This window comes from Brevibacillus centrosporus, from assembly GCF_046622605.1.
Taxonomy (GTDB): domain Bacteria; phylum Bacillota; class Bacilli; order Brevibacillales; family Brevibacillaceae; genus Brevibacillus; species Brevibacillus centrosporus.
On the sequence record NZ_CP176856.1, the window covers coordinates 1,936,601 to 1,955,545 of the forward strand.

At 51.5% G+C, this 18,945-nt stretch carries 16 protein-coding genes; 12 read left to right on the plus strand and 4 right to left on the minus strand.

Translation table 11 applies throughout. The features are described from left to right. Positions 1-16: 16 nt before the first annotated feature. The 3 genes from ACLIN2_RS09975 to ACLIN2_RS09985 form a co-directional block, all read right to left on the minus strand. Positions 17-1,249 (minus strand): glycosyltransferase family 2 protein, encoded by a 1,233-nt coding sequence (locus ACLIN2_RS09975; RefSeq protein ID WP_411504534.1) that lies wholly within the window; start codon positions 1,247-1,249, stop codon positions 17-19. Positions 1,250-1,251: 2 nt separating this feature from the next. Beyond that, the gene (locus ACLIN2_RS09980) at positions 1,252-2,235 is read right to left on the minus strand and encodes a GDP-mannose 4,6-dehydratase (RefSeq protein ID WP_411503953.1); all 984 of its coding nucleotides are present in this window, start codon (positions 2,233-2,235) and stop codon (positions 1,252-1,254) included. Positions 2,236-2,355: 120 nt separating this feature from the next. Beyond that, positions 2,356-3,210 carry a hypothetical protein gene (locus ACLIN2_RS09985; protein ID WP_411503954.1) on the minus strand — a complete coding sequence of 285 codons (855 nt, stop codon included), beginning with the start codon at positions 3,208-3,210 and terminating at the stop codon, positions 2,356-2,358. A gap of 239 nt (positions 3,211-3,449) precedes the next feature. On the opposite strand from ACLIN2_RS09985, the gene ACLIN2_RS09990 reads away from it, so the two are divergent. Both ACLIN2_RS09990 and ACLIN2_RS09995 read left to right on the plus strand, forming a co-directional pair. Beyond that, a complete protein-coding gene (locus tag ACLIN2_RS09990) occupies positions 3,450-4,157 on the plus strand; it encodes an FkbM family methyltransferase (RefSeq protein WP_411503955.1) in 708 nt (235 codons plus the stop codon). Between the two features lie 1,099 nt (positions 4,158-5,256). Then, positions 5,257-6,228 carry a GDP-mannose 4,6-dehydratase gene (locus ACLIN2_RS09995; protein ID WP_411503956.1) on the plus strand — a complete coding sequence of 324 codons (972 nt, stop codon included), beginning with the start codon at positions 5,257-5,259 and terminating at the stop codon, positions 6,226-6,228. 131 nt (positions 6,229-6,359) lie between these two features. Here ACLIN2_RS09995 and ACLIN2_RS10000 read toward each other — a convergent pair whose 3' ends face one another. Then, entirely contained in the window at positions 6,360-7,478 is a 1,119-nt protein-coding gene (locus tag ACLIN2_RS10000) for a deoxyribonuclease IV (RefSeq protein WP_411503957.1), read from the minus strand. A gap of 198 nt (positions 7,479-7,676) precedes the next feature. On the opposite strand from ACLIN2_RS10000, the gene ACLIN2_RS10005 reads away from it, so the two are divergent. The 10 genes from ACLIN2_RS10005 to ACLIN2_RS10050 all read left to right on the plus strand — a co-directional run bounded on the left by ACLIN2_RS10005 (position 7,677) and on the right by ACLIN2_RS10050 (position 18,945). Continuing rightward, the gene (locus ACLIN2_RS10005) at positions 7,677-8,321 is read left to right on the plus strand and encodes a bifunctional transcriptional activator/DNA repair enzyme AdaA (RefSeq protein ID WP_411503958.1); all 645 of its coding nucleotides are present in this window, start codon (positions 7,677-7,679) and stop codon (positions 8,319-8,321) included. Beyond that, positions 8,272-8,799: a methylated-DNA--[protein]-cysteine S-methyltransferase gene (locus ACLIN2_RS10010; protein ID WP_400582569.1), complete on the plus strand. Its 528-nt coding sequence runs from the start codon at positions 8,272-8,274 to the stop codon at positions 8,797-8,799. The genes ACLIN2_RS10005 and ACLIN2_RS10010 overlap by 50 nt, the downstream gene beginning before the upstream one ends. A 4-nt stretch (positions 8,800-8,803) precedes the next feature. Continuing rightward, a complete protein-coding gene (locus ACLIN2_RS10015) occupies positions 8,804-9,505 on the plus strand; it encodes a 2OG-Fe(II) oxygenase (RefSeq protein WP_411504535.1) in 702 nt (233 codons plus the stop codon). A gap of 28 nt (positions 9,506-9,533) precedes the next feature. Then, positions 9,534-10,352, plus strand: coding sequence for an SPL family radical SAM protein (locus tag ACLIN2_RS10020; protein WP_411503959.1), 819 nt, complete (start codon positions 9,534-9,536; stop codon positions 10,350-10,352). A gap of 294 nt (positions 10,353-10,646) precedes the next feature. After that, entirely contained in the window at positions 10,647-11,672 is a 1,026-nt protein-coding gene (locus ACLIN2_RS10025) for an asparaginase (protein WP_092274014.1), read from the plus strand. Between the two features lie 69 nt (positions 11,673-11,741). Beyond that, complete coding sequence (locus ACLIN2_RS10030) at positions 11,742-13,418, plus strand: peptide ABC transporter substrate-binding protein (protein ID WP_400582573.1); 1,677 nt, start codon at positions 11,742-11,744, stop codon at positions 13,416-13,418. A 119-nt stretch (positions 13,419-13,537) separates the two neighbouring features. Then, positions 13,538-15,601: a sigma 54-interacting transcriptional regulator gene (locus ACLIN2_RS10035; protein WP_092274008.1), complete on the plus strand. Its 2,064-nt coding sequence runs from the start codon at positions 13,538-13,540 to the stop codon at positions 15,599-15,601. Between the two features lie 18 nt (positions 15,602-15,619). Continuing rightward, positions 15,620-17,050, plus strand: a complete 1,431-nt coding sequence (gene pepV / locus ACLIN2_RS10040; RefSeq protein WP_400582577.1) for a dipeptidase PepV — start codon at positions 15,620-15,622, stop codon at positions 17,048-17,050. 17 nt (positions 17,051-17,067) lie between these two features. Continuing rightward, complete coding sequence (locus tag ACLIN2_RS10045) at positions 17,068-18,000, plus strand: ABC transporter permease (protein ID WP_092274001.1); 933 nt, start codon at positions 17,068-17,070, stop codon at positions 17,998-18,000. A gap of 9 nt (positions 18,001-18,009) precedes the next feature. Next, complete coding sequence (locus ACLIN2_RS10050; RefSeq protein ID WP_400582935.1) at positions 18,010-18,945, plus strand: ABC transporter permease; 936 nt, start codon at positions 18,010-18,012, stop codon at positions 18,943-18,945.

Here is an 18,945-nt window from a genome sequence, read left to right on the forward strand (position 1 = left end):
CCTTCCTTTCCGAATGTCAGTAGTGTAAGGGAGTTGGTTTGCGGTTATTGACCCAGTTCTGAATGTGGGCAGATCCTTTTGTGAACTCCTGGTAAAAGGCATATTCTTCTGCGGAGAGAGGAAGGATCTCCAGGGCGTGATAGCTGACCGATCGAGAGCTTCCGTCCGGTTGCCAGAGCAGTGTCTGGCGGTTGCAAATAATGCTCACATCACAGCTGGGACCGCGGGAATAAAGGGGAATCGCGATATCGAAAAGGGGCTGTGTCACTTTGAAGCTGTGCACGAGGGCACCATTTACCATGACGTGAAAATGCAAGGGAAGCTCCACCATGGTACTGCGTCCTTTCATAACCAGTACCTGCATAGGCAGAATGGGAGGAATCTGTATCGACAGACGCAAATGCTGTGGAGCCCATCGGTCCGCATAGCGATTGGAAGTGACCAGCTGCGGGCCTATGCCAAAGGCATGGTAGTGCTTGAGCTTGCTTAAGAACCAGTGAGCCCCTTTATGGTAGTGATGAGTGGTGTAGTGGTAGAGCCATTCATTTGAGACCGTTCCGAAATGCTTGACACTTGTTTTCAAAATTTCGGAAAAACCCGGTTCCAGCTCATTGACAATGGTTTTGCAGGCTGCATACAACCGGGAGTTGGCCAAAAGTTCCGGCACCCATCCGATCGGATAATGCAGCGAGATCCGGTTCCATAAATCGTAATCCATGCACCAATCATGTTCCTCGTCTACTCCGCCTACACTTTCAAATGCGTGCTTCCTGAGAAAGGCTGTGGGCTGGCAGATGAGGTTGAGATGAAACAGCTTTTTCCGATCGAATTCCATCCATACATAGGGATATTTCATTTTATTGTGCTCGTCGATGTGCATCCCCTTCCCGTATACGACGCCCCAGTCGAGATGAGCGAGGAGCGCTGCTACGGCTTTGGTGACGGCCCCGGGAAAGTACGTATCATCTGAATTGAGCCAGCCGATAATTTCGCCTCGCGCCATTTTCAGCCCCTTGTTGATGGCGTGAGATTGACCGCGATCAGGCTCAGAGACATATCGGAAGCGTTCACCCAAATGACTGTATTGCTGCAAAATCGCGACCGTTCCATCCTTCGAGCCACCGTCTACCACGATATGCTCGATGTGGGGATAATCCTGCATCAAAATGCTGTCGATGGTCTGCTTGATAAAGCTGGCTTGGTTGAACGAAGGCGTGATGATACTGACGAGCGGCAAGGACTGATTCATCTTCAACAATCACCTCCCGCAGATTTTTGCTGCCGAATGATCCCACGCCAGTAATTCAGCAGATCCTCCATCGACTGCTCGAACGAGATTTCTGGAGCCCAGCCTGTAACAGAACGGAACAAGGAAGAATCCCCGAGAACGACATCTACATCAGAAGGACGAAGCCGTTTTGCATCGATGTGAATATCTACATGGACATTGGCTTTGGACAGCAAGGTTTGCAGCATTTCCTCGATCGTGATGCTCGTGCCAGATGAGATGTTGTAGACTTCACCGGGCACTCCCGATTCGAGGGAAAGCCAGTACGCCCGGACAATATCGCGTACATCTGTAAAATCGCGGACGGCCGAAAGATTTCCGACATAGACATGGGGCGGTCGCAAGCCTTCTTCAATCAAAGCGATTTGCTTGGCGAAATTGGAGGTCACATAGCATTCTTCCCGACGCGGACCTGTGTGATGGAAGGCACGCGTCCGTACGATGTTCAGCCCGTAGCTTTGGTGGTATTGATAGCCGAGGTAATCTTGGGCTATTTTGCTGACTGCGTACGGATTGAGAGGGCGAAAAGGATTGTTTTCCTTGATCGGGGACTCGTTTGGATGGACCTTTCCGTACTCCTCACTGGAGCATGCAATCTGAATCTTGCAGTCCACCTCCAAGTGACGGACAGCCTCGAGTATGTTTAATTGACCTACCAGGTTGTTCACGAGAGTCTCTGCAGGTGCGTGCAAAGAAGTAGGGACAAAGCTCTGGGCTGCGAGGTGGAAAATCAGATCCGGCTGCGTCTGCGAAATGAGGCGATTCACGGATTCAGCATCTGTCAGCTCGCACTTCAAGAGCTGCACGTTCTGCTGTAGTGCTCCGAGCGACTCCAAACGACTAGGCGAACGAAAGGTTCCGATCACTTCGACATCTCCACGCGATAGGAGATACTCTGCCAGGTGACTTCCAGCAAATCCGCTTATTCCGGTAATCAGAGCCTTCATGGGAGAAAACCTCCTACAGGAGCAAAGATCGTCTGCGGATGACAAAAAGCTTAACATAGTATGGATATGAGCCAGTACGAGAGGACGTCACGGCAGTTGCCTCCCATAGATTTTGCATGACTAGTCTTTCAAGTTAGCCAGGAGCCATTGGCATGTGGCGTAATCAAAGTAGTGGAGCTCATCGCGACTGGGCAAATTGCCTGTGAGAAAAGCGGGGATGTAATGCTTGGCGGCCCCTTGAAAATGCAGTGTGTTTACTTTAAGGAATCCATTTTTTTCGGAAAACTTGCCAAGCAGGGCTCCGTCCTTCCAATAAATCTTTTTCTTCCCATCCAAGAGTTCAATTTGTTCGCAAGGGGGAGCGAGCGGGCAACTCAGATTATGGTCGAAGAACGAGTCGCCGATTACGCCATAGGTACTGTCCATCCGCAAATAGTAATTGCGAAAATGAATGCAAGTGACCATGTCGGAAAGAGGAACATTCCCAATCACGCGGCAATAGTCCAGCAGCTTGTGCAGCATCTGGGGCTCCCTGAAATGAGCGGTGAGATACGCGCAATAGTGATCCAGTGTAGAACGATTGCAAACAGTTGTCCAAGAAAATTCCAAGGCGAGTCTCTCGTAATCAGGCTTGTTGATGTCGCAGTACAAAAGCACATCTGAATCGAGATAAAGAATCTTCTGGAGCTGATTTGCCTTCATGAAGTCTCGCAATAGGAACCATCTTTGAAAACAAAACAGATTGTAGGCGAAGTTATTGGGAGAAAGGTGGCGGTAGAAGCTGGCGAAGCCCTTGGCGCTTTGGGAGTAATCGTCAATCAGGTGATGCTCTGTCCCATCTGGGGTATGTTTTCGATTTTCGCGGGTTCCGATGAGAATGACACGTGACTTCGGGTTGCTTGCCTTGGCTTGCTGCATGCACAACCCGAGGTGTTCTTCATCTGCGCGATGAATAAAAATCACAGGGATGTTCAACCGCATCAGCTCCTCTGTCGATGCTGAAATACATGCAGACAAAAATTTCTTGTTAGCATATGTACCGAAAGAGAAGAAAGCAACGGCGGCAGCCTTTATGTGGACATTTCCGTTAAACAGGATCATAGAAGGGCCTATTTTTCTTTCTGAGGCTGGAAAGACCAAGCTTTTTTCGGATGGAGACATAAGATATCCGTGAAAGAGTAGAGATAAATTTCAACCACAGGGAGTGAAATGGGATGGATACCCTTTCTTTCTACGAAAAACAAGTCTATTCGCAGAACGGGGAAGACGGAATGATTGAAGAGCTGTTTTCCCGAATCGGGACGACTAACCAAATCTTTGTAGAGTTTGGAGTCTCAGTGGGACTGGAGTGCCTGACCCACAATCTCCTCGTTCATCACGGATGGTCCGGCTTGATGATCGAAGCAGATCCGCAGCACTTCCAGCAGCTGGAAGTGAACTTTGGTCACATTTTACGTGTCACCCTTCACCACGAGCGGGTATCGAGGGAGAATATTGCTTCTATTTTCCGTGCGAACCACATTCCAGCATCGTTTGATTTCCTCTCCATCGACATTGACGGAAACGACTATTGGGTCTGGCAAGCCTTATCTGAATGGAAACCACGTGTCGTCGTGATTGAATACAATGCATCCTTTCCTCCCCCGCAAAAAATGGTTGTGGTCTACGATCCAAACTTTTCTTGGGATGGGACGACACATTTTGGAGCAAGTCTGACTTCCCTGGCTGGGCTTGGCAAGCAGCTTGGCTACGCGCTTATCGGAACGGATACACGCGGCGTCAATGCCTTTTTTATCCGCCGTGATTTACTTGCTGCCAGCGGTTTCGAGGAACAACCGCCAGAGCAAGCCTATCATCCCCCGTCATATGGACCCGTAGAGGGAGGTCATCCTCGCCGTATTGGCCCACATTTGGAAATATGATTCCAGAGGAACTTATAGACTGCAAGGGATCCATCGAGAGGTCTGGTAATCAAAATAAGAAGGAGAAGAGACAGTGGAGAAACCGGGAGACACAAAGTGCTTCATATAGGGCTTTGCAAGTCCTTGGAAGTGCAGAGAGCAGATACGGATGAAATCACCTGATCCGACCTTTTTGCAATAGAGCTGGTTGCTTTGAAGGTACACTTTCTTTTTGCCGTCCAATTGCTCTAACTGAAAAAGGTAGCTCGGCAGGGGGCAGTTCACGTTGTGATCAAAAAAGCAGTCGGAAAACAGGCCGAAGCACTTGGGGAGTTTCGGATGGTCGAGATGAAAGAGATCGCAAAGCACCATGTCGGATAAGAGACCATGCCCGAGTCTTTCAGCGTAGTACACCGTCCGGGAATAAAGCGTGGGATTTTGGAACTGCTTCATCACATAACTGCAAAAGGAATCTAGCCTGTCGAGGGAACAAAAGGACGTCCAAGAAAATTCCATAGAAAAAGAATGAAAGCGGGGAGAGTCAATGGAGGCGTATAAGAGCACATCGGAGTCTAGAACACAGCACTGTGACAGAGTGTGCTGTTTCATGAAATCCTTCAAGATGAACCAACGCAGAAAGTTAAAAAGGCTGTAGATATAGGGATTCGTGGATTTGTGCTGATAAATAGCTTCAAAGGAAGAAGCACTCTCTGTGTAATTGCTGATGAGGTAGTGCTCTACGCCACCTTCGCACAAGGGAGCGCAGTCCTCTGGTCCCAGAAGGATGACGCGTGAAGAAGGATTGCTGACGGTTGCTTGCTGCAAGCTGTACTTCACGTGCTCTTGATGATTTCTCTGCAAAAAAAGGATAGGTATGTTCATCTCGAGGCCCCCTTTCATTCTCTGTCCTGTATCATATGAATGTGAAATTATGTGAGATCGCCTTGTTTTTGCAACAAAGAGCGGAGCGGTGTGCTGTAGACTGTCAGACAGCGATAACCTCTGCATATCGGGTGAACCCAATCTAGCGCTGAGTCGAACGAACTTCGTGACCTTGACATACTTATAAGCATGTTGACACGAACCAGGGAACTTATGTGACTGAGGAGAGAGGGAGTCTATGAAAACTGCTTTCCTTACAGGGATCACTGGTCAGGATGGGGCTTATCTGGCCAAGTTTTTACTGGAGAGGGGCTACCATGTAGCAGGATTGGTTCCTCGTCGCAGCACGGTGGACAGATGGCGGCTGGACTACCTGGGCATTGTGGACCAAGTGGAATACATCGACGGGGACATCATGGATGTGTCCTCTCTCATTCGTGGGTTGAAGGCATGCAAGCCGCAGGAGGTCTACCATTTGGCCGCACAAAGCTTCGTCGGCTCTTCCTGGGAGCAGCCGATACTGACAGCTCAGGTGACTGGTATGGGAGTCCTGCATGTGCTGGAGGCGATCCGGGAAGTGGATCCATTCATAAAGATGTATCAGGCATCCTCCAGCGAGCTGTACGGACTCATCCAAGAGCCGCAGCAGTCGGAGAATACCCCATTCTATCCACGCAGTCCCTATGCCGTATCCAAGCTGTTTGGCTACTGGATGACCAAAAACTACCGAGAGAGCTTTCAGATGTACGCCTGTAACGGAATTCTTTTCAATCACGAATCACCGTTGCGGGGTTTGGAGTTTGTGACGAGGAAGGTAACTGATGCTGTCGCCAGGATCGTGCATCAAAAACAAAAGGAATTGCGGCTTGGCAACATTGCGGCGAAGCGAGACTGGGGCTTTGCGGGAGACTATGTGGAAGCGATGTGGCTCATGCTTCAGCAAAATACGCCCGATGATTTTGTCATCGCTACGGGCAAGACCTCCACAGTCGAGGAAATGTGCAGGATCGCGTTTGATTACGTAGGCTTGAATTATCAGGATTACGTCGTCATTGATCCAGCGCTGTACAGACCGGCAGAGGTAGATATTTTGCTCGGCAATCCGGAAAAAGCGAAGCAGGAGCTGGGGTGGGCGCCCAAAACAAAGCTCGAGCAGCTCGTCCACATGATGGTCGAAGCGGATCTGCGGCGGGTAGCCAAAATGTCATGAGCCATGAAAAAACGAGGCTGCACTTCAGGCAGCCTCGTTTTTTGCGCTACAGTAAGAATTTATAAGATTCTTAGCCAGTATAAGTGCAACTAAGGCTCCACCGCAAAGCTTGGCGGAGCCAAGTTTTCTAATTAAAAAGCAGCTTTCCCCGCGAACCAAGCGATCATGCGCTTGTTGATGTCTTCCTCGGAGAGATCCTCAAACAGTCTGGCTTCCACGACCATGTCGTACAGGCGCTCCATTGGCTCGCGACCGTCTGCTTTTTTGGCTTTCGCGTCGTTTTTCAGAAGCTCCCACGTATTCACGACGAAGTCGCGACGGTCAACCTCCTGCTTGTGGAAGAAGAATTCCAAGCGCTCGACGTGGTCGAGGAAATCACTGCCAAAACGATTTTCCGCCTTTCCTTGCAGGAGGGCGATCTCCGCTTCGTACATCGGGCGTTCATTGCCTTTTTCCTTGGAGATCCAGGGGGTTTCCAGAATCAGCGGCAGGTGACGGAGCTTTTCGTGCCCGGCGATGTACTTCATGGCGTCAAAGCCGATGAGGCCAGCCCCTACAGGAGCGTGGCGGTCTTTACCTGCGCCGCGGAAGTTTTTACTGTCGTTCAAGTGGACAACGGCGAGTCGATCTAGGCCGATCACGCGGTCGAACTGGTCGAGAACCCCATCAAAATCGTGCACGACATCGTAGCCGGCATCGTGAATATGGCAGGTGTCCATACATACGGTAAGGCGGCGGTTGTCTTCTACCTTTTCCATGATCGAGGCAAGCTCCTCGAAAGAGCGGCCAATTTCGGTTCCTTTCCCTGCCATCGTTTCCAGCGCGATGTTGACGTCGGTATCCTTGACGCCGTTAAGTACCTCATTTAAGCCCTCCGCGATGCGCGCAACCCCGTATTCCGCATCTTTGTCCGTATAAGCTCCCGGGTGAAGCACGATATTTTTTACCCCGAGATAGTGCGTGCGGCGGATTTCCTCCTGCAAGAAATTGACGGCCAGCTCATACGTGTCATCCTTGTACGAGCCCAGGTTGATGATGTACGGCGCGTGGACGACGATTTCTTCCATGCCATGCTTGTCCATCACGGCCTTGCCTTCCGTGATGAATTGATCTTCAATCGGTTTGCGCCGCGTGTTTTGCGGAGCCCCTGTATAAATCATAAAAGTGCTCGAGCCGTATGTGACAGCCTCTTCCGCTGCATTCAGCAGTCCTTTGCCCGAGAACGATACGTGCGATCCGATCTTAACCATCCAGCAATCATTCCTCTCTTATCAGGTAGTGCGAAAAGCTGCAATTGTCTCTTTCCTAACATAGCCGAAGATGAGCGATTCGTCCATCGGGAAGACACAGGCAGACGTGCAATCCAGCTTCACTATCTTGCTTATCTATTCGAGAATGCGTACAGAACCCCTTCCCAGCGGGTATACTGACGTTGGAGGTGAAGGGAAATGGAAACAGCAGGAACCAATTCTGAACAGCTGACAGATGAAAAATGGCAGGCCATCGTGGGCAACGACACTGCCTTCGATGGGAGCTTCTTTTACGCCGTAAAGACGACGCGCATTTTTTGTCGGCCATCCTGCAAGTCGAAGCCGCCGAACAAGGAAAATGTACGTATCTTTGAAAATGCGCAGCAAGCCCTGTCCGCAAAGTTCCGTCCCTGCAAAAGATGCAAGCCGACGGGTCAGCGTTTGCCTGACAGGGAGTGGGTAGAGCAGATCACGCAATATATCGACACGCATTTTTGCGAGAGGCTGACACTCGAAAGTTTGGCAGAAGAGTGCCACGGCAGTCCGTACCATTTGCATCGCACCTTCAAACGGATCAGAGGTGTCACTGTGGTCGAATACGTCCAGCAAACGAGGATCGAGACGGCCAAGGAAATGCTCGCTCATACCGATCAGCAGGTAGCGAAGATCGCCGCTGCAGTAGGCATGCCAAATACGTCTTATTTCATGACACTCTTTAAAAAACTGACAGGGCGTACACCTACAGAGTATCGCCAATTTCATCATAAACAATCGTCCGTGGAGGGATTTATTCATGAAAATGGAGAAGAAGCCGGAAGTGTACTGGACATTGCTGAGCCATGAGGGATGGAGTCTGTATGTGGCAGCGACCTCGGAGGGCCTATGCTTCGTTGGATCGCAGGACCATCCGTGGGACGAATTGTCCTCATGGGTTAGCCAGCGTTTTCCGGGCAGCAAGCTTACACAGGATGATGCGAGATTGCAGCCGTATGTCACAGAATTGATCGCGTACCTCGACGGGGAAAAAGATCGCTTTTCGATCCCTCTCGATGTGCGCGGGACCCCCTTTCAACGAGCGGTCTGGGAGGCCCTCTGTCAGATTCCGTTTGGACAGACGAGGACGTACTCGGACATCGCCGCGCAGATTCAAAAGCCTGCTGCGGTGCGGGCGGTAGGAGCCGCGATTGGAGCGAATCCAGTGCTGATCTGTGTTCCCTGCCATCGCGTGATCGGAAAGAACGGGACGCTGACGGGGTATCGGGGCGGGATGGAGATGAAGGAAGTCCTCCTGTCTCACGAGGGGAGTGCACTGCGTGTCTAAGCCGATGGGAGAGAGGATTGCTGCCCTCGAGTGGGAGAGCTTGCAGCAATCATTGGACGAACAAGGCTATGCGGTCCTGCCGCCCTTGCTAAACGAAAGGGAATGCCACAAAATGATAGAGACCTATCAGAACCCCGCGCTTTTTCGCAATACGATCGACATGGCGCGTTATCGCTTCGGAATCGGCGAATATAAATACTATCAGTCTCCTCTGCCAAACTTGCTGCTGGAGCTGCGCGAAGGGTTCTACCCAGAGCTTGCCAAAGCGGCAAATCGCTGGCTCGGGCAGCTTGGCCGCGAACCCTATTATCCTGCTGCGCTGTCTGAATATCTCGATCATTGCCACCAGCTAGGACAAACGCGGCCGACTCCGCTGATCCTAAAGTACGAAGCAGGCGGCTACAACTGTCTGCATCAGGATTTGTATGGAGAGGAATTCTTTCCGTTTCAGGTAGTATTCGTGTTAAATCAAAAGGAGCGGGATTACACGGGCGGCGAGTTTTTACTCATCGAACAGAGACCGCGTGCTCAGAGCAGAGGTCATGTCATCGCGCTTGAACAGGGAGCTGGCCTGATTTTCCCCACGCAGCATCGGCCGGTGGCAGGGACGCGTGGTTACTACAGGACGACCCTTCGCCATGGCGTCAGTACGATTGCGTCTGGGACAAGGTATAGTCTGGGGATTATTTTTCACGACGCCAAGTAGGCTCGCGTCTGGAAGGGAACGGGTTGGCATGCATGTGGAAATAGGAGAGAAGCACCCGAAGACGCTCTTGAATAAAGGAACGGGCTTTCTAGTAGACTACAGTCATTCATTGAATCCTTATACCGGTTGTTCCTTTGGCTGCTCGTACTGCTATGTAAGGCAGATGCCTGTATCCCTCTTTCGTTCACAGAAGTGGGGCACATGGGTGGATATCAAGAAAGAAGCGGCAAAGCTGTTGCGCAAAGAGCTGTCACGAGCCAAAGCCAAAGGGAAGGTCACCATTTTCATGTCATCGAGCACGGACCCTTACCAGCCTATCGAATTTAAAGAAGAGGTTACGCGTTCGTTGCTGACCGTAATGGTAGAGGATCCTCCCGATTTTCTGTTCGTACAAACACGGAGCCCTCTCGTCACCCGCGATATCGACTTGCTGCAAAAACTGGAAGACAAAGTACGGGTCAGCATGACGATAGAGACAGACCGCGATGACATCCGCAAAGCGTTTTCGCCTGTGGCTCCTCCGATCCAAGCAAGGCTCAAGGCTTTGGAGAGGTTAAAAGAAGCGGGAGTGCCTACGCAAGCGACGATTGCTCCGTTATTGCCGAGCAGTGAAGCCTTTCCTGATAGGCTAGTTCCTCTTGTTAATCGTGTCTGCGTGGACGACTATTTCATGGGGGATGGCAGCGGTGGCAAAAGGACGCGAAGTCTCGGTATTTCCAAAAGGTACGAGGAGCTGGGACTGTTGGAATGGTATCATCCTGATGCGTACAAAATCGTCCTGGAGCGAATGGGGCAGGTATTCTCTGCTGATCAAATCTACGTGAGTCAAAACGGGTTTGCTCCCTAACGTACGCATGGCATGTAGATAGAAAGAATTCAGCACCCTATTTCCGGAAAGTACGGGAATGTAGGGTGTTTTTTTGTGCAAACAAGGAGAGGTTACCCTGTTACCGGAATGAATGGACCTATTGCGTAAAATAGGTTAACCTATTTTCTTGGAAGTTTGGAACGGGTTGTCCCCTTTTTACTTGGAAAATGGGAAAGAAACGATAGTTGAGGTACATTTTTTAGCGTTGGCACGCGACTTGCTTAGTAAGAAAAGTACAAACATTCAAACTAACGCAGTCAAAGGAGACTTGTTATGAACGTGGTAGCAAACGTATACCGGGGCGAGAAGGTAGAAAGCTCCCATCTCGGCCATATTGCTGTCGTACATCCTGATGGTACTCTGCTCTACTCCTATGGCGATCCATTTCGACTCACGTACGCAAGGTCCAGCATGAAGCCGCTGCAGGCGATTCCGATCGTGGAGACGGGAGCTGCCGATCGATTCGGACTGGAGCCTGCCGATCTGTCGCTCTGCTGCGCATCTCACAGTGGGGAACAGCGTCATCGCTCTCGTGCGATGGGAATCCTTGCGCGCGCAGGTCAGCAGGAAGCTATGCTGCAATGCGGGACACATGTGCCGCGTGATGAGGAGAGCTACAAACAGCTGATCCGCGAAGGGAAGCCTCTGACACCTGTATTTAGCAACTGCTCAGGTAAGCATTCCGGTATGATCGCCACAGCAACGCATATGGGAGAGGATGTCAGCACCTATCACTTGCCCGACCACCCGGTGCAGCAGCGCATTCTCGACGTCGTGGAAGACATCACGGGCTATCCAAAAGAAAAGATTTACATGGGAACAGACGGATGTGGAGTGCCGGTCCACGAGCTGCCTTTGGCCAACTACGCCTGGGCATTTGCCAAACTGGCGAAGCCGGAAGTCGTGAAAAGTCCTGACCGTCAGAAGGCGATCCAGCGAATCACCGATGCCATGACAGCTCACCCCGAGATGGTAGGCGGCAACAACCGATACTGCACGGACCTGATGACCGCTTTTAAAGGAAGAATCGTTGGCAAGGCAGGTGCTGAATCCGTCTATTGCCTGGGAGACCGCAAAACGGGCTTGGGCGTTGCGGTGAAAATCGAGGACGGGGGTGCCAGAGCGATCAATCCGGTGGTCAATGAAGTGCTTCGTCAGCTCGGAATAGGCACGGATGGTCCTTTGGAAGAGCTCGGTGCCTACACCAACCCGTTGATCAAAAACATGAGCGGGTCGACAGTGGGTCGCATTGAAACCGCCTTTACGCTCGAGGCAGTCAAGCAATCTCTTCGTGCATAAATGGCTTCTCTCTTCGGGAGCTGTTTATCCATATACTCATGTGGCAAAGAATAAGGGGGTCTTACACAAATGAAAAGGCAAAAAGCATGGAAGGTTCTCAGTACAGCTGCTCTTCTGGCTGTACTCGCAGTCACTGGCTGCAGCCAATCGGCAGCGCCACCACAGCAGGGTGCGCAAGGGGGATCAACACCAGGGCAAGCGACTCAGGATGCTGGCGGACAAGCTGACATGACAGCCAAGCTCCGGTTGAATCTGAAAACGGAGCCGCCTTCACTCGATCCGCCGAAAGGTTTCGACAGCACGTCCAATGAGGTGTTGAATGCCACCATGGAGGGCTTGGTCCGACTGGACAAAGATCACAAGCCTCAACCGGCGATGGCAGAGAAATGGACCGTCAGCGAAGATGGAAAAACGTATACCTTCACGCTGCGCGACAGCAAATGGTCCAATGGCGATCCAGTGACGGCTCAAGACTTTGAATTTGCCTTCAAGCGGATTCTCGACCCGAACAACGCATTTCCGTCGGCCTTCCTGGCGTACTACATCGATGGCGGCGAAGCGTTCAACAAAGGAGAGGGAACAGCGGACGGCGTGAAAGTGAAAGCCTTGGACGACAAGACTTTTGAAGTCCATCTCAACGCACCTGCGGCTTACTTCCTGCACATCATCACCCAGCCGACTTTCTTCCCAGTCAACAAGAAGGTAGTCGAGAGCAATCCGAAATGGGCAGAGAATGCGTCCTCTCTCGTGACGAACGGGCCGTTCAAAATGGAAGATTGGGTGCATGACCAATCCGTGAAGGTCGTGAAGAACGACGGCTACTGGGACAAGGAATCCGTCAAATTCGCAGGAATCGATTGGGTCATGGTCAACGATGAAAACACGCAATATCAAATGTACAAAACCAGTCAATTGGACATGGTGCAGACCGTTCCGATCGATATGAAAAAGGAATTGATCGACTCTGGTGAGGCAAAGGTAGAGCCGGAAGCATCCATCTACTACTACCGCATGAACACGACCATGCCGCCGTTTACTAACGTCAATGTGCGCAAGGCGTTTGCTCTGGCCATCGACCGCAAGACCTTGATCGAAAATGTCGTACAAGGCAAACAGCCAGCTGCGCTTGCACACGTACCGCTCGGATTCCCAGAGCCGGAGGGCGGAGATTTCCGCGAAAAGGGTGGAGACTTCTTCAAAGACAATGATGTCGAGCAAGCGAAAGAGCTGCTGAAAAAAGGAATGGAAGAAGAGGGCTGGACGACACTGCCGCCAGTGACCCTGACCTTTAATACGAGCGATACGCACAAAGCGATCGCCCAGGTACTCCAGGAAATGTACAAGAAAAACCTCGGTGTTGATGTAAAGCTGGAAAACAAGGAATGGAACGTATTCCTGGCAGACCAGCGTGCCCGCAAGCTGCAGTTCTCCCGTTCCACGATCCCCGCGGACTACGGCGATCCTGTGAACTATCTGGAGCTGTTCGTGACAGACCACCCGGGCAACCGCATCAATTACAGCAACAAAGATTACGACGCACTCGTAGAAAAAATCCGCAATACGGCAAATGAGACGGAACGCTTCAAGCTGATGCATGACGCGGAGAAGATCTTCATGGATGATATGCCACTGGTGCCTATCTACTTCGGAACAAAAGTGTATATGGATCAGTCAAATATTAAAGGCATCATCCGCCACCCTGTAGGAACAATTGATTACAAATGGGTGGAAATTGGGAAGAAGTAAGGTAGAAGGAAGACTGGAGCCGCCTGCTTTTCGGCTCTGGTCTTCGCTTTCCCGTTTTCATCGACGTCTTACACGTTTTGGCGCTTTCGATCACCGAAGAAGAGTATGGAGCGAATGTTATGGAGAAAAGAACAGTCACGTTTGTAGCCAAAATGGATGAGTTTTTGCAATCAGTTGTCAGTCAGTGCCATGAGCTTGGAATCTCGGAGGACATCCACATCGAGGCGATCCGGGTAGACCAGCTGCCGTTTCGTCCGATTACGCCAGGTTCGCTGGTCGTGCTCTCTACCAAAAGTATAGTCCCCCAGGTAGAGTCGTATGTGCCACCTGGATCCAAGCTGATCGTTGCCAAGCGAATGCTGCCTTATCACAACCTGCGCGAGATGCTGGAAATTCCCAAGGGTGTCAAGGTGCTGCTGGTGAGCGATACAGCGGAAACCGCGCAGGAAAATGTAGAGCTATTACGCGCATCAGGTATGGACTTTGAAGTGTATCCGTACTACCCGGGAGCCGATTACCCGCCTGACGTCGAGATCGCCGTGACGCCAGGAGAAGCGGAGCATGTCCCTCCCCATATCCGCAAGGTGGTGGACATCGGGTTTCGCGTCATCGATCTTTCTACGCTGCTCGCGATCTACGCCCACTTCAACAGCGACAATTTTCAAAAAGTGACGGCACGAGCCATGCAGTCCTTAATTTACATCACGAAGGAACTGAACAAGGAAATTCAGCATGCTCATTTGTTGAGTAAATATTTGGAAGCCATCGTGAACCGAATTGAGGATGCTGTTATCGCGTTTGATGAAAGCGAGATCGTCCGGTTCGTCAATCAAAAGGCAGTGGACTCGCTTAATCTGCATGGCGTCGATGTGGTGGGAGAAAAGTCAGCGGTCTGCCTGCCGCCTGATTTTTATGAAGCCATCCAGCAATGTGAGGAAAATGAGGATGTATTGGTAGATTGGGCGAACAAAACCTACTTTTTTCGCAAGATGCACATCGTGATGGAAGGAAGCTTTCTAGGGAGTCTGATCCTGTTTCGCAAGGCGGCCGACATTGAAAAAATGGAGCACGAATACCGGCTTCGTCTTTACAGCAAAGGCCTCGTAGCGAAATACCAGTTTGACGATATCTACGGTGCGAGCGCCACGTTTTCGCAGGTGATTCAGATTGCTAAAAAGATTGCTAGGAGCAATTCCACCGTCTTGCTTCTGGGAGAAACGGGGACAGGAAAGGAATTGCTCGCCCAGGCTATCCACAACGCTTCGCCTCGGCGTAGAGAGCCGTTTGTAGGGGTGAACTTTGCTGCTATTTCCGAATCCTTGCTGGAGAGCGAGCTGTTCGGTTACGAGGAAGGCGCTTTTACGGGGGCGCGGAAAGGCGGACATATCGGTTGGTTCGAGCTGGCCCATAAAGGAACCATTTTCCTGGACGAGATCGGGGATGCCAGCGGCGCGATACAAAACAGGCTCTTGCGTGTCCTCCAAGAGCGCCAGATCATGCGCGTCGGAGGGAGTAAGGTCATTCCCACAGATATACGCGTCATTGCAGCGACCAATCAGGACTTGCAGCAAATGGTGCAGGAAGGAACTTTTCGTGCGGATCTCTACTACCGCCTGAACATTTTACCGATCCATCTGCCGCCTCTGCGCAAGCGGCGGGAGGATATCCCTTGGCTAGTCGAGCATTTCGTGAAAAAGTACTCGTTTGATCTGCGGCGACCTCCCTTCACTCTTTCAGCGGAAGCGATGAAAGCCCTGCTGGATTACGATTGGCCGGGCAACATTCGTGAGCTGGAGAATGTCGTGGAGTATTTGGCCCACATCGTAGACGACGAGGCATACAGCTGTCACCTCCCGTTTTTGCGCGAGGTCACGCACACTCCTTTGCCTTCTGTCGTGATGGATCAGGAATGCGAAGCGATGATCGCGGAATACGGGAAGCGCGGATTTCTGGAGGAAATGACGGCGATTTTGCAGCAGCTCAGTCAAGGAGGGCAAGGGCGTTACAACCTTGTAGAGCAACTGCAGGAGAGTGGCCTTCAGGTATCGTCGCAGCAGCTGCGTTATCGTTTGAAGCTGCTCCAGCAGGATGAGCTGATCCATGTCGGCAAAGGCAGACAGGGCAGTCAAATATCCTCCAAAGGAGAAGCGTTGCTTGCTTATCTGAAGTCGTCGAGATCTTGAGTGAATGGAGGCTACTATATGAAGGATTATTGGCAACAGCAGGCACTGCTTCATCGGGATGGTTTCGTGAAAGAGCTGCACTCGTTTTTGTCCATTAACAGCATCGAGGATATGAGCACAGCCGCCGAGGGCAAGCCATTTGGAGAAGGAGTCGCTGCGGCGCTGGAATACATGCTGGCCCGCGGCGAGTCCGATGGCTTTCATACGAGAAATGTGGACGGGTATGCCGGTGTCATTGAATACGGAGAAGGAGAAGAAGAAATTGGGGTGCTCGTCCATGTTGATGTTGTCACTGTAGGTGAGGGCTGGACGACTCCTCCCTTCGAACCGAATGTTCGAGGAGGCAGGATTTACGCACGAGGCGCGATCGATGACAAAGGGCCAGCTCTAGCCGCTTACTACGCCTTGAAAATGGTGAAGGACTCAGGCCTCGCGCTAACCAAAAAAGTCCGGCTGATCATCGGAGGGGACGAAGAGAGCGGCTGGCTGTGCATGAAGCACTTCGCCCTGCACGATAAAGTCCCGCAAATCGGGTTTTCGCCGGATTCATCCTTTCCCATGACACATGCGGAAAAAGGTCAGATCAATCCAACCTTGGCGCTTCCAGTCCAAGTGAGCTCTAACGCTGATGCATGCTTTCAGCTGCTGTCCTTTCAATCGGGCGATCAAGGAAACAGCGTACCGGAATTGGCGAGGGCAGCTGTAAAAGCACCGCAAAAGACAAGCCCAGAATGGCAGCGAGAAGTGAAGAGCGGCTGGGAAGCGTTTTTGGAGGCGCAGGCAACGACAGGGGAACTTGAGATCACTAAGGCTGGTGATCTCACATTTGTCCTCCACGGCAAACCTGCACATGGCATGGTCCCGCAAAATGGGGTGAATGCTGGCACACTGCTTGCTGCGTTTTTGCTCTCTTTGGATTTTGAAGCTTCCGATTATTCATTCTTATCGCTGCTTGGCGAAGTACTGCACGAAGATTTTTATGGCGAGCGGCTGCATGTGGCCTGTGAGGATGAAGTGTCAGGGAAGCTGACGGTCAATGCAGGTATCTTGAGGTACGATCGCTTGGAGGGAGGGAGTGTGCGGCTCAATATCCGTTATCCCGCTACGGTCTCCTGTGAAGAGTACGTGGAAAAGCTGACGCAAAGAGTGGATGAGCTCGGCTGGACGATTTCCAACCTGCGTACCTCCAAATCGCACTATGTGCCAAAGGATCGTCCTGTCATCCAGACGCTGTCACGCGTCTACGAGGAGCATACAGGCTTGCCGGCCCATCTGCTGTCTTCGGGAGGAGCCACCTACGCCAAGATTATGAGCGAAGGTGTCGCATTCGGACCGCTTTTCCCTGGCAAGGAATCCATGGCACACCTCACAGACGAATATGCCGACATCAACGATTTGCTGCGTGCGATGGGGATTTACGCACATGCCATCGCAGAGCTTGCCAAATAAACAAGGAGGCGCTACCTGTGTCCAACTTTCTGGTCAAACGCGTGCTGATGATGCTGGTCACCCTGTGGATCATCGTGACGCTGACATTTTCTCTGATGCATGCCATCCCGGGCAATCCGTTTGCCTCCGAGTCCGATCAGCTGCCGGAGCAAATTCTCGCCAATTTGCGGGCGAAATACCATCTGGATGAGCCATTGCCCGTACAGTATGTGCTGTATTTAAAAAACCTGGTCATGCTCGATTTGGGACCATCGATCAAATCCGATTCACGCGGTGTGAATGATATGATCGCAGACGGTTTCGGTGCCTCCGCTTGGCTGGGAGCCCAAGCTATTGTGATAGCGCTTATTCTGGGCATCACATTTGGAATCATCGCTGCCCTAAACCGCAACAAGCCGCTTGATTACATCGCGATGGCCCTTGCCGTTCTGGGGGTAGCCGTTCCCAGCTTCATCATGGCGCCTCTCTTGATCAATTTTTTCGCAATCAAGCTGACGATCTTTCCGGTCGCAACCTGGGGTACGTGGATGCATACGGTGCTTCCCTCCCTGGCTCTCGCATTTGGACCCGTCGCGGTTATCACTCGCTATATGCGTGCCAGCATGATTGAAGTGATGAACCAGAACTACATCCGGACCGCAGAGGCAAAAGGGATACCTACGTTCCTCATCGTCATCCGCCACGGCATCCGCAACGCGATTCTTCCTGTCGTCACGTTTCTAGGACCGCTGATCGCTTCCTTAATTACCGGGACGTTTGTGGTAGAGAAGATTTTTGCGATTCCGGGCATCGGAAAGTATTTCGTAGACGGTATTTTCAACCGGGATTATCCCGTCATTTTGGGAACGACGATATTTTACAGCGCGATCCTGATCGTGACCATCTTCCTCATCGATATCGCGTATACGCTGATTGACCCGCGGATCAAGTTGACCAACAAGGAGAGATAAACAGTGGCGATGGAACAAAGAATAGACCCTTTATTTCGCCCGTTGACCAAGAACGCACAGGCCCAAGCGATTTCGAGGCCGAGTCTTTCATTTGGGCAGCAAGTCATCCGTAAGCTGGTGAAAAACAAGCTGGCGATGCTGGGGCTTGTCATCATCGTGGTGCTCATTGCGATGGCGATCATCGGCCCCAATCTGGTGCCGTACAGCTATTCGGATCAAAGTCTTCTGATGAAAAATCAGGAGCTATCCTCAGAGCATTGGTTTGGTACAGACGAGCTCGGACGTGATATGTTTGCGCGTACCTGGTACGGGGCGCGCATTTCGTTAACTATTGGTGTAGTCGCAGCTCTTATCGACTTGATCATCGGAGTGGCCGTCGGGGGCATTGCCGGCTACATGGCTGGACGAGGCAAGCGTGGAGAGCGGATCGATACCATCATCATGCGGGTCATTGAGATTTTGTATGGCTTGCCGTATTTGCTTGTCGTGATCCTGCTCATGGTCGTGATGGAGCCAGGGCTCCTGACGATTATCATCGCGCTCTCTGCGACGGGCTGGGTAGGCATGGCGAGGCTCGTGCGCGGGCAAATTCTGCAGCTGAAGAACCAAGAGTTCATCCTGGCAGCACAGGTATTGGGCGCCAAATTTTCCCGTATCCTTTTGAAGCACCTGATTCCGAACACATTCGGCGTCATCATTGTCAATCTGACCTTTACCATTCCGTCGGCGATTTTTGCTGAGTCGTTCCTGAGCTTTTTGGGCTTGGGTGTACAGGCTCCGGTAGCTAGCTGGGGGACGATGACAAACGACGGCTTGGGCGTTATTTTGACTGGAGACTGGTGGCGGCTGTTCTTCCCGGCGTTGATGATCTCGCTGACGATGTTCGCTTTCAACGTATTTGGGGACGGCTTGCAGGACGCGCTCGATCCACGTTTGCGCGATTAG

Excerpts from the sequence above, each read along its gene's own strand:
- ACLIN2_RS10000 (WP_411503957.1), bottom strand. The coding sequence starts at position 7,478 with ATGGTTAAGATCGGATCGCACGTATCGTTCTCGGGCAAAGGACTGCTG.
- ACLIN2_RS09990 (WP_411503955.1), top strand. The coding sequence starts at position 3,450 with ATGGATACCCTTTCTTTCTACGAAAAACAAGTCTATTCGCAGAACGGG.
- ACLIN2_RS09980 (WP_411503953.1), bottom strand. The coding sequence starts at position 2,235 with ATGAAGGCTCTGATTACCGGAATAAGCGGATTTGCTGGAAGTCACCTG.
- pepV (WP_400582577.1), top strand. The coding sequence starts at position 15,620 with ATGAAGGATTATTGGCAACAGCAGGCACTGCTTCATCGGGATGGTTTC.
- ACLIN2_RS09995 (WP_411503956.1), top strand. The coding sequence starts at position 5,257 with ATGAAAACTGCTTTCCTTACAGGGATCACTGGTCAGGATGGGGCTTAT.
- ACLIN2_RS10005 (WP_411503958.1), top strand. The coding sequence starts at position 7,677 with ATGGAAACAGCAGGAACCAATTCTGAACAGCTGACAGATGAAAAATGG.
- ACLIN2_RS10020 (WP_411503959.1), top strand. The coding sequence starts at position 9,534 with ATGCATGTGGAAATAGGAGAGAAGCACCCGAAGACGCTCTTGAATAAA.
- ACLIN2_RS09975 (WP_411504534.1), bottom strand. The coding sequence starts at position 1,249 with ATGAATCAGTCCTTGCCGCTCGTCAGTATCATCACGCCTTCGTTCAAC.
- ACLIN2_RS10025 (WP_092274014.1), top strand. The coding sequence starts at position 10,647 with ATGAACGTGGTAGCAAACGTATACCGGGGCGAGAAGGTAGAAAGCTCC.
- ACLIN2_RS10030 (WP_400582573.1), top strand. The coding sequence starts at position 11,742 with ATGAAAAGGCAAAAAGCATGGAAGGTTCTCAGTACAGCTGCTCTTCTG.
- ACLIN2_RS10035 (WP_092274008.1), top strand. The coding sequence starts at position 13,538 with ATGGAGAAAAGAACAGTCACGTTTGTAGCCAAAATGGATGAGTTTTTG.
- ACLIN2_RS10010 (WP_400582569.1), top strand. The coding sequence starts at position 8,272 with ATGAAAATGGAGAAGAAGCCGGAAGTGTACTGGACATTGCTGAGCCAT.
- ACLIN2_RS10050 (WP_400582935.1), top strand. The coding sequence starts at position 18,010 with ATGGAACAAAGAATAGACCCTTTATTTCGCCCGTTGACCAAGAACGCA.
- ACLIN2_RS10015 (WP_411504535.1), top strand. The coding sequence starts at position 8,804 with ATGGGAGAGAGGATTGCTGCCCTCGAGTGGGAGAGCTTGCAGCAATCA.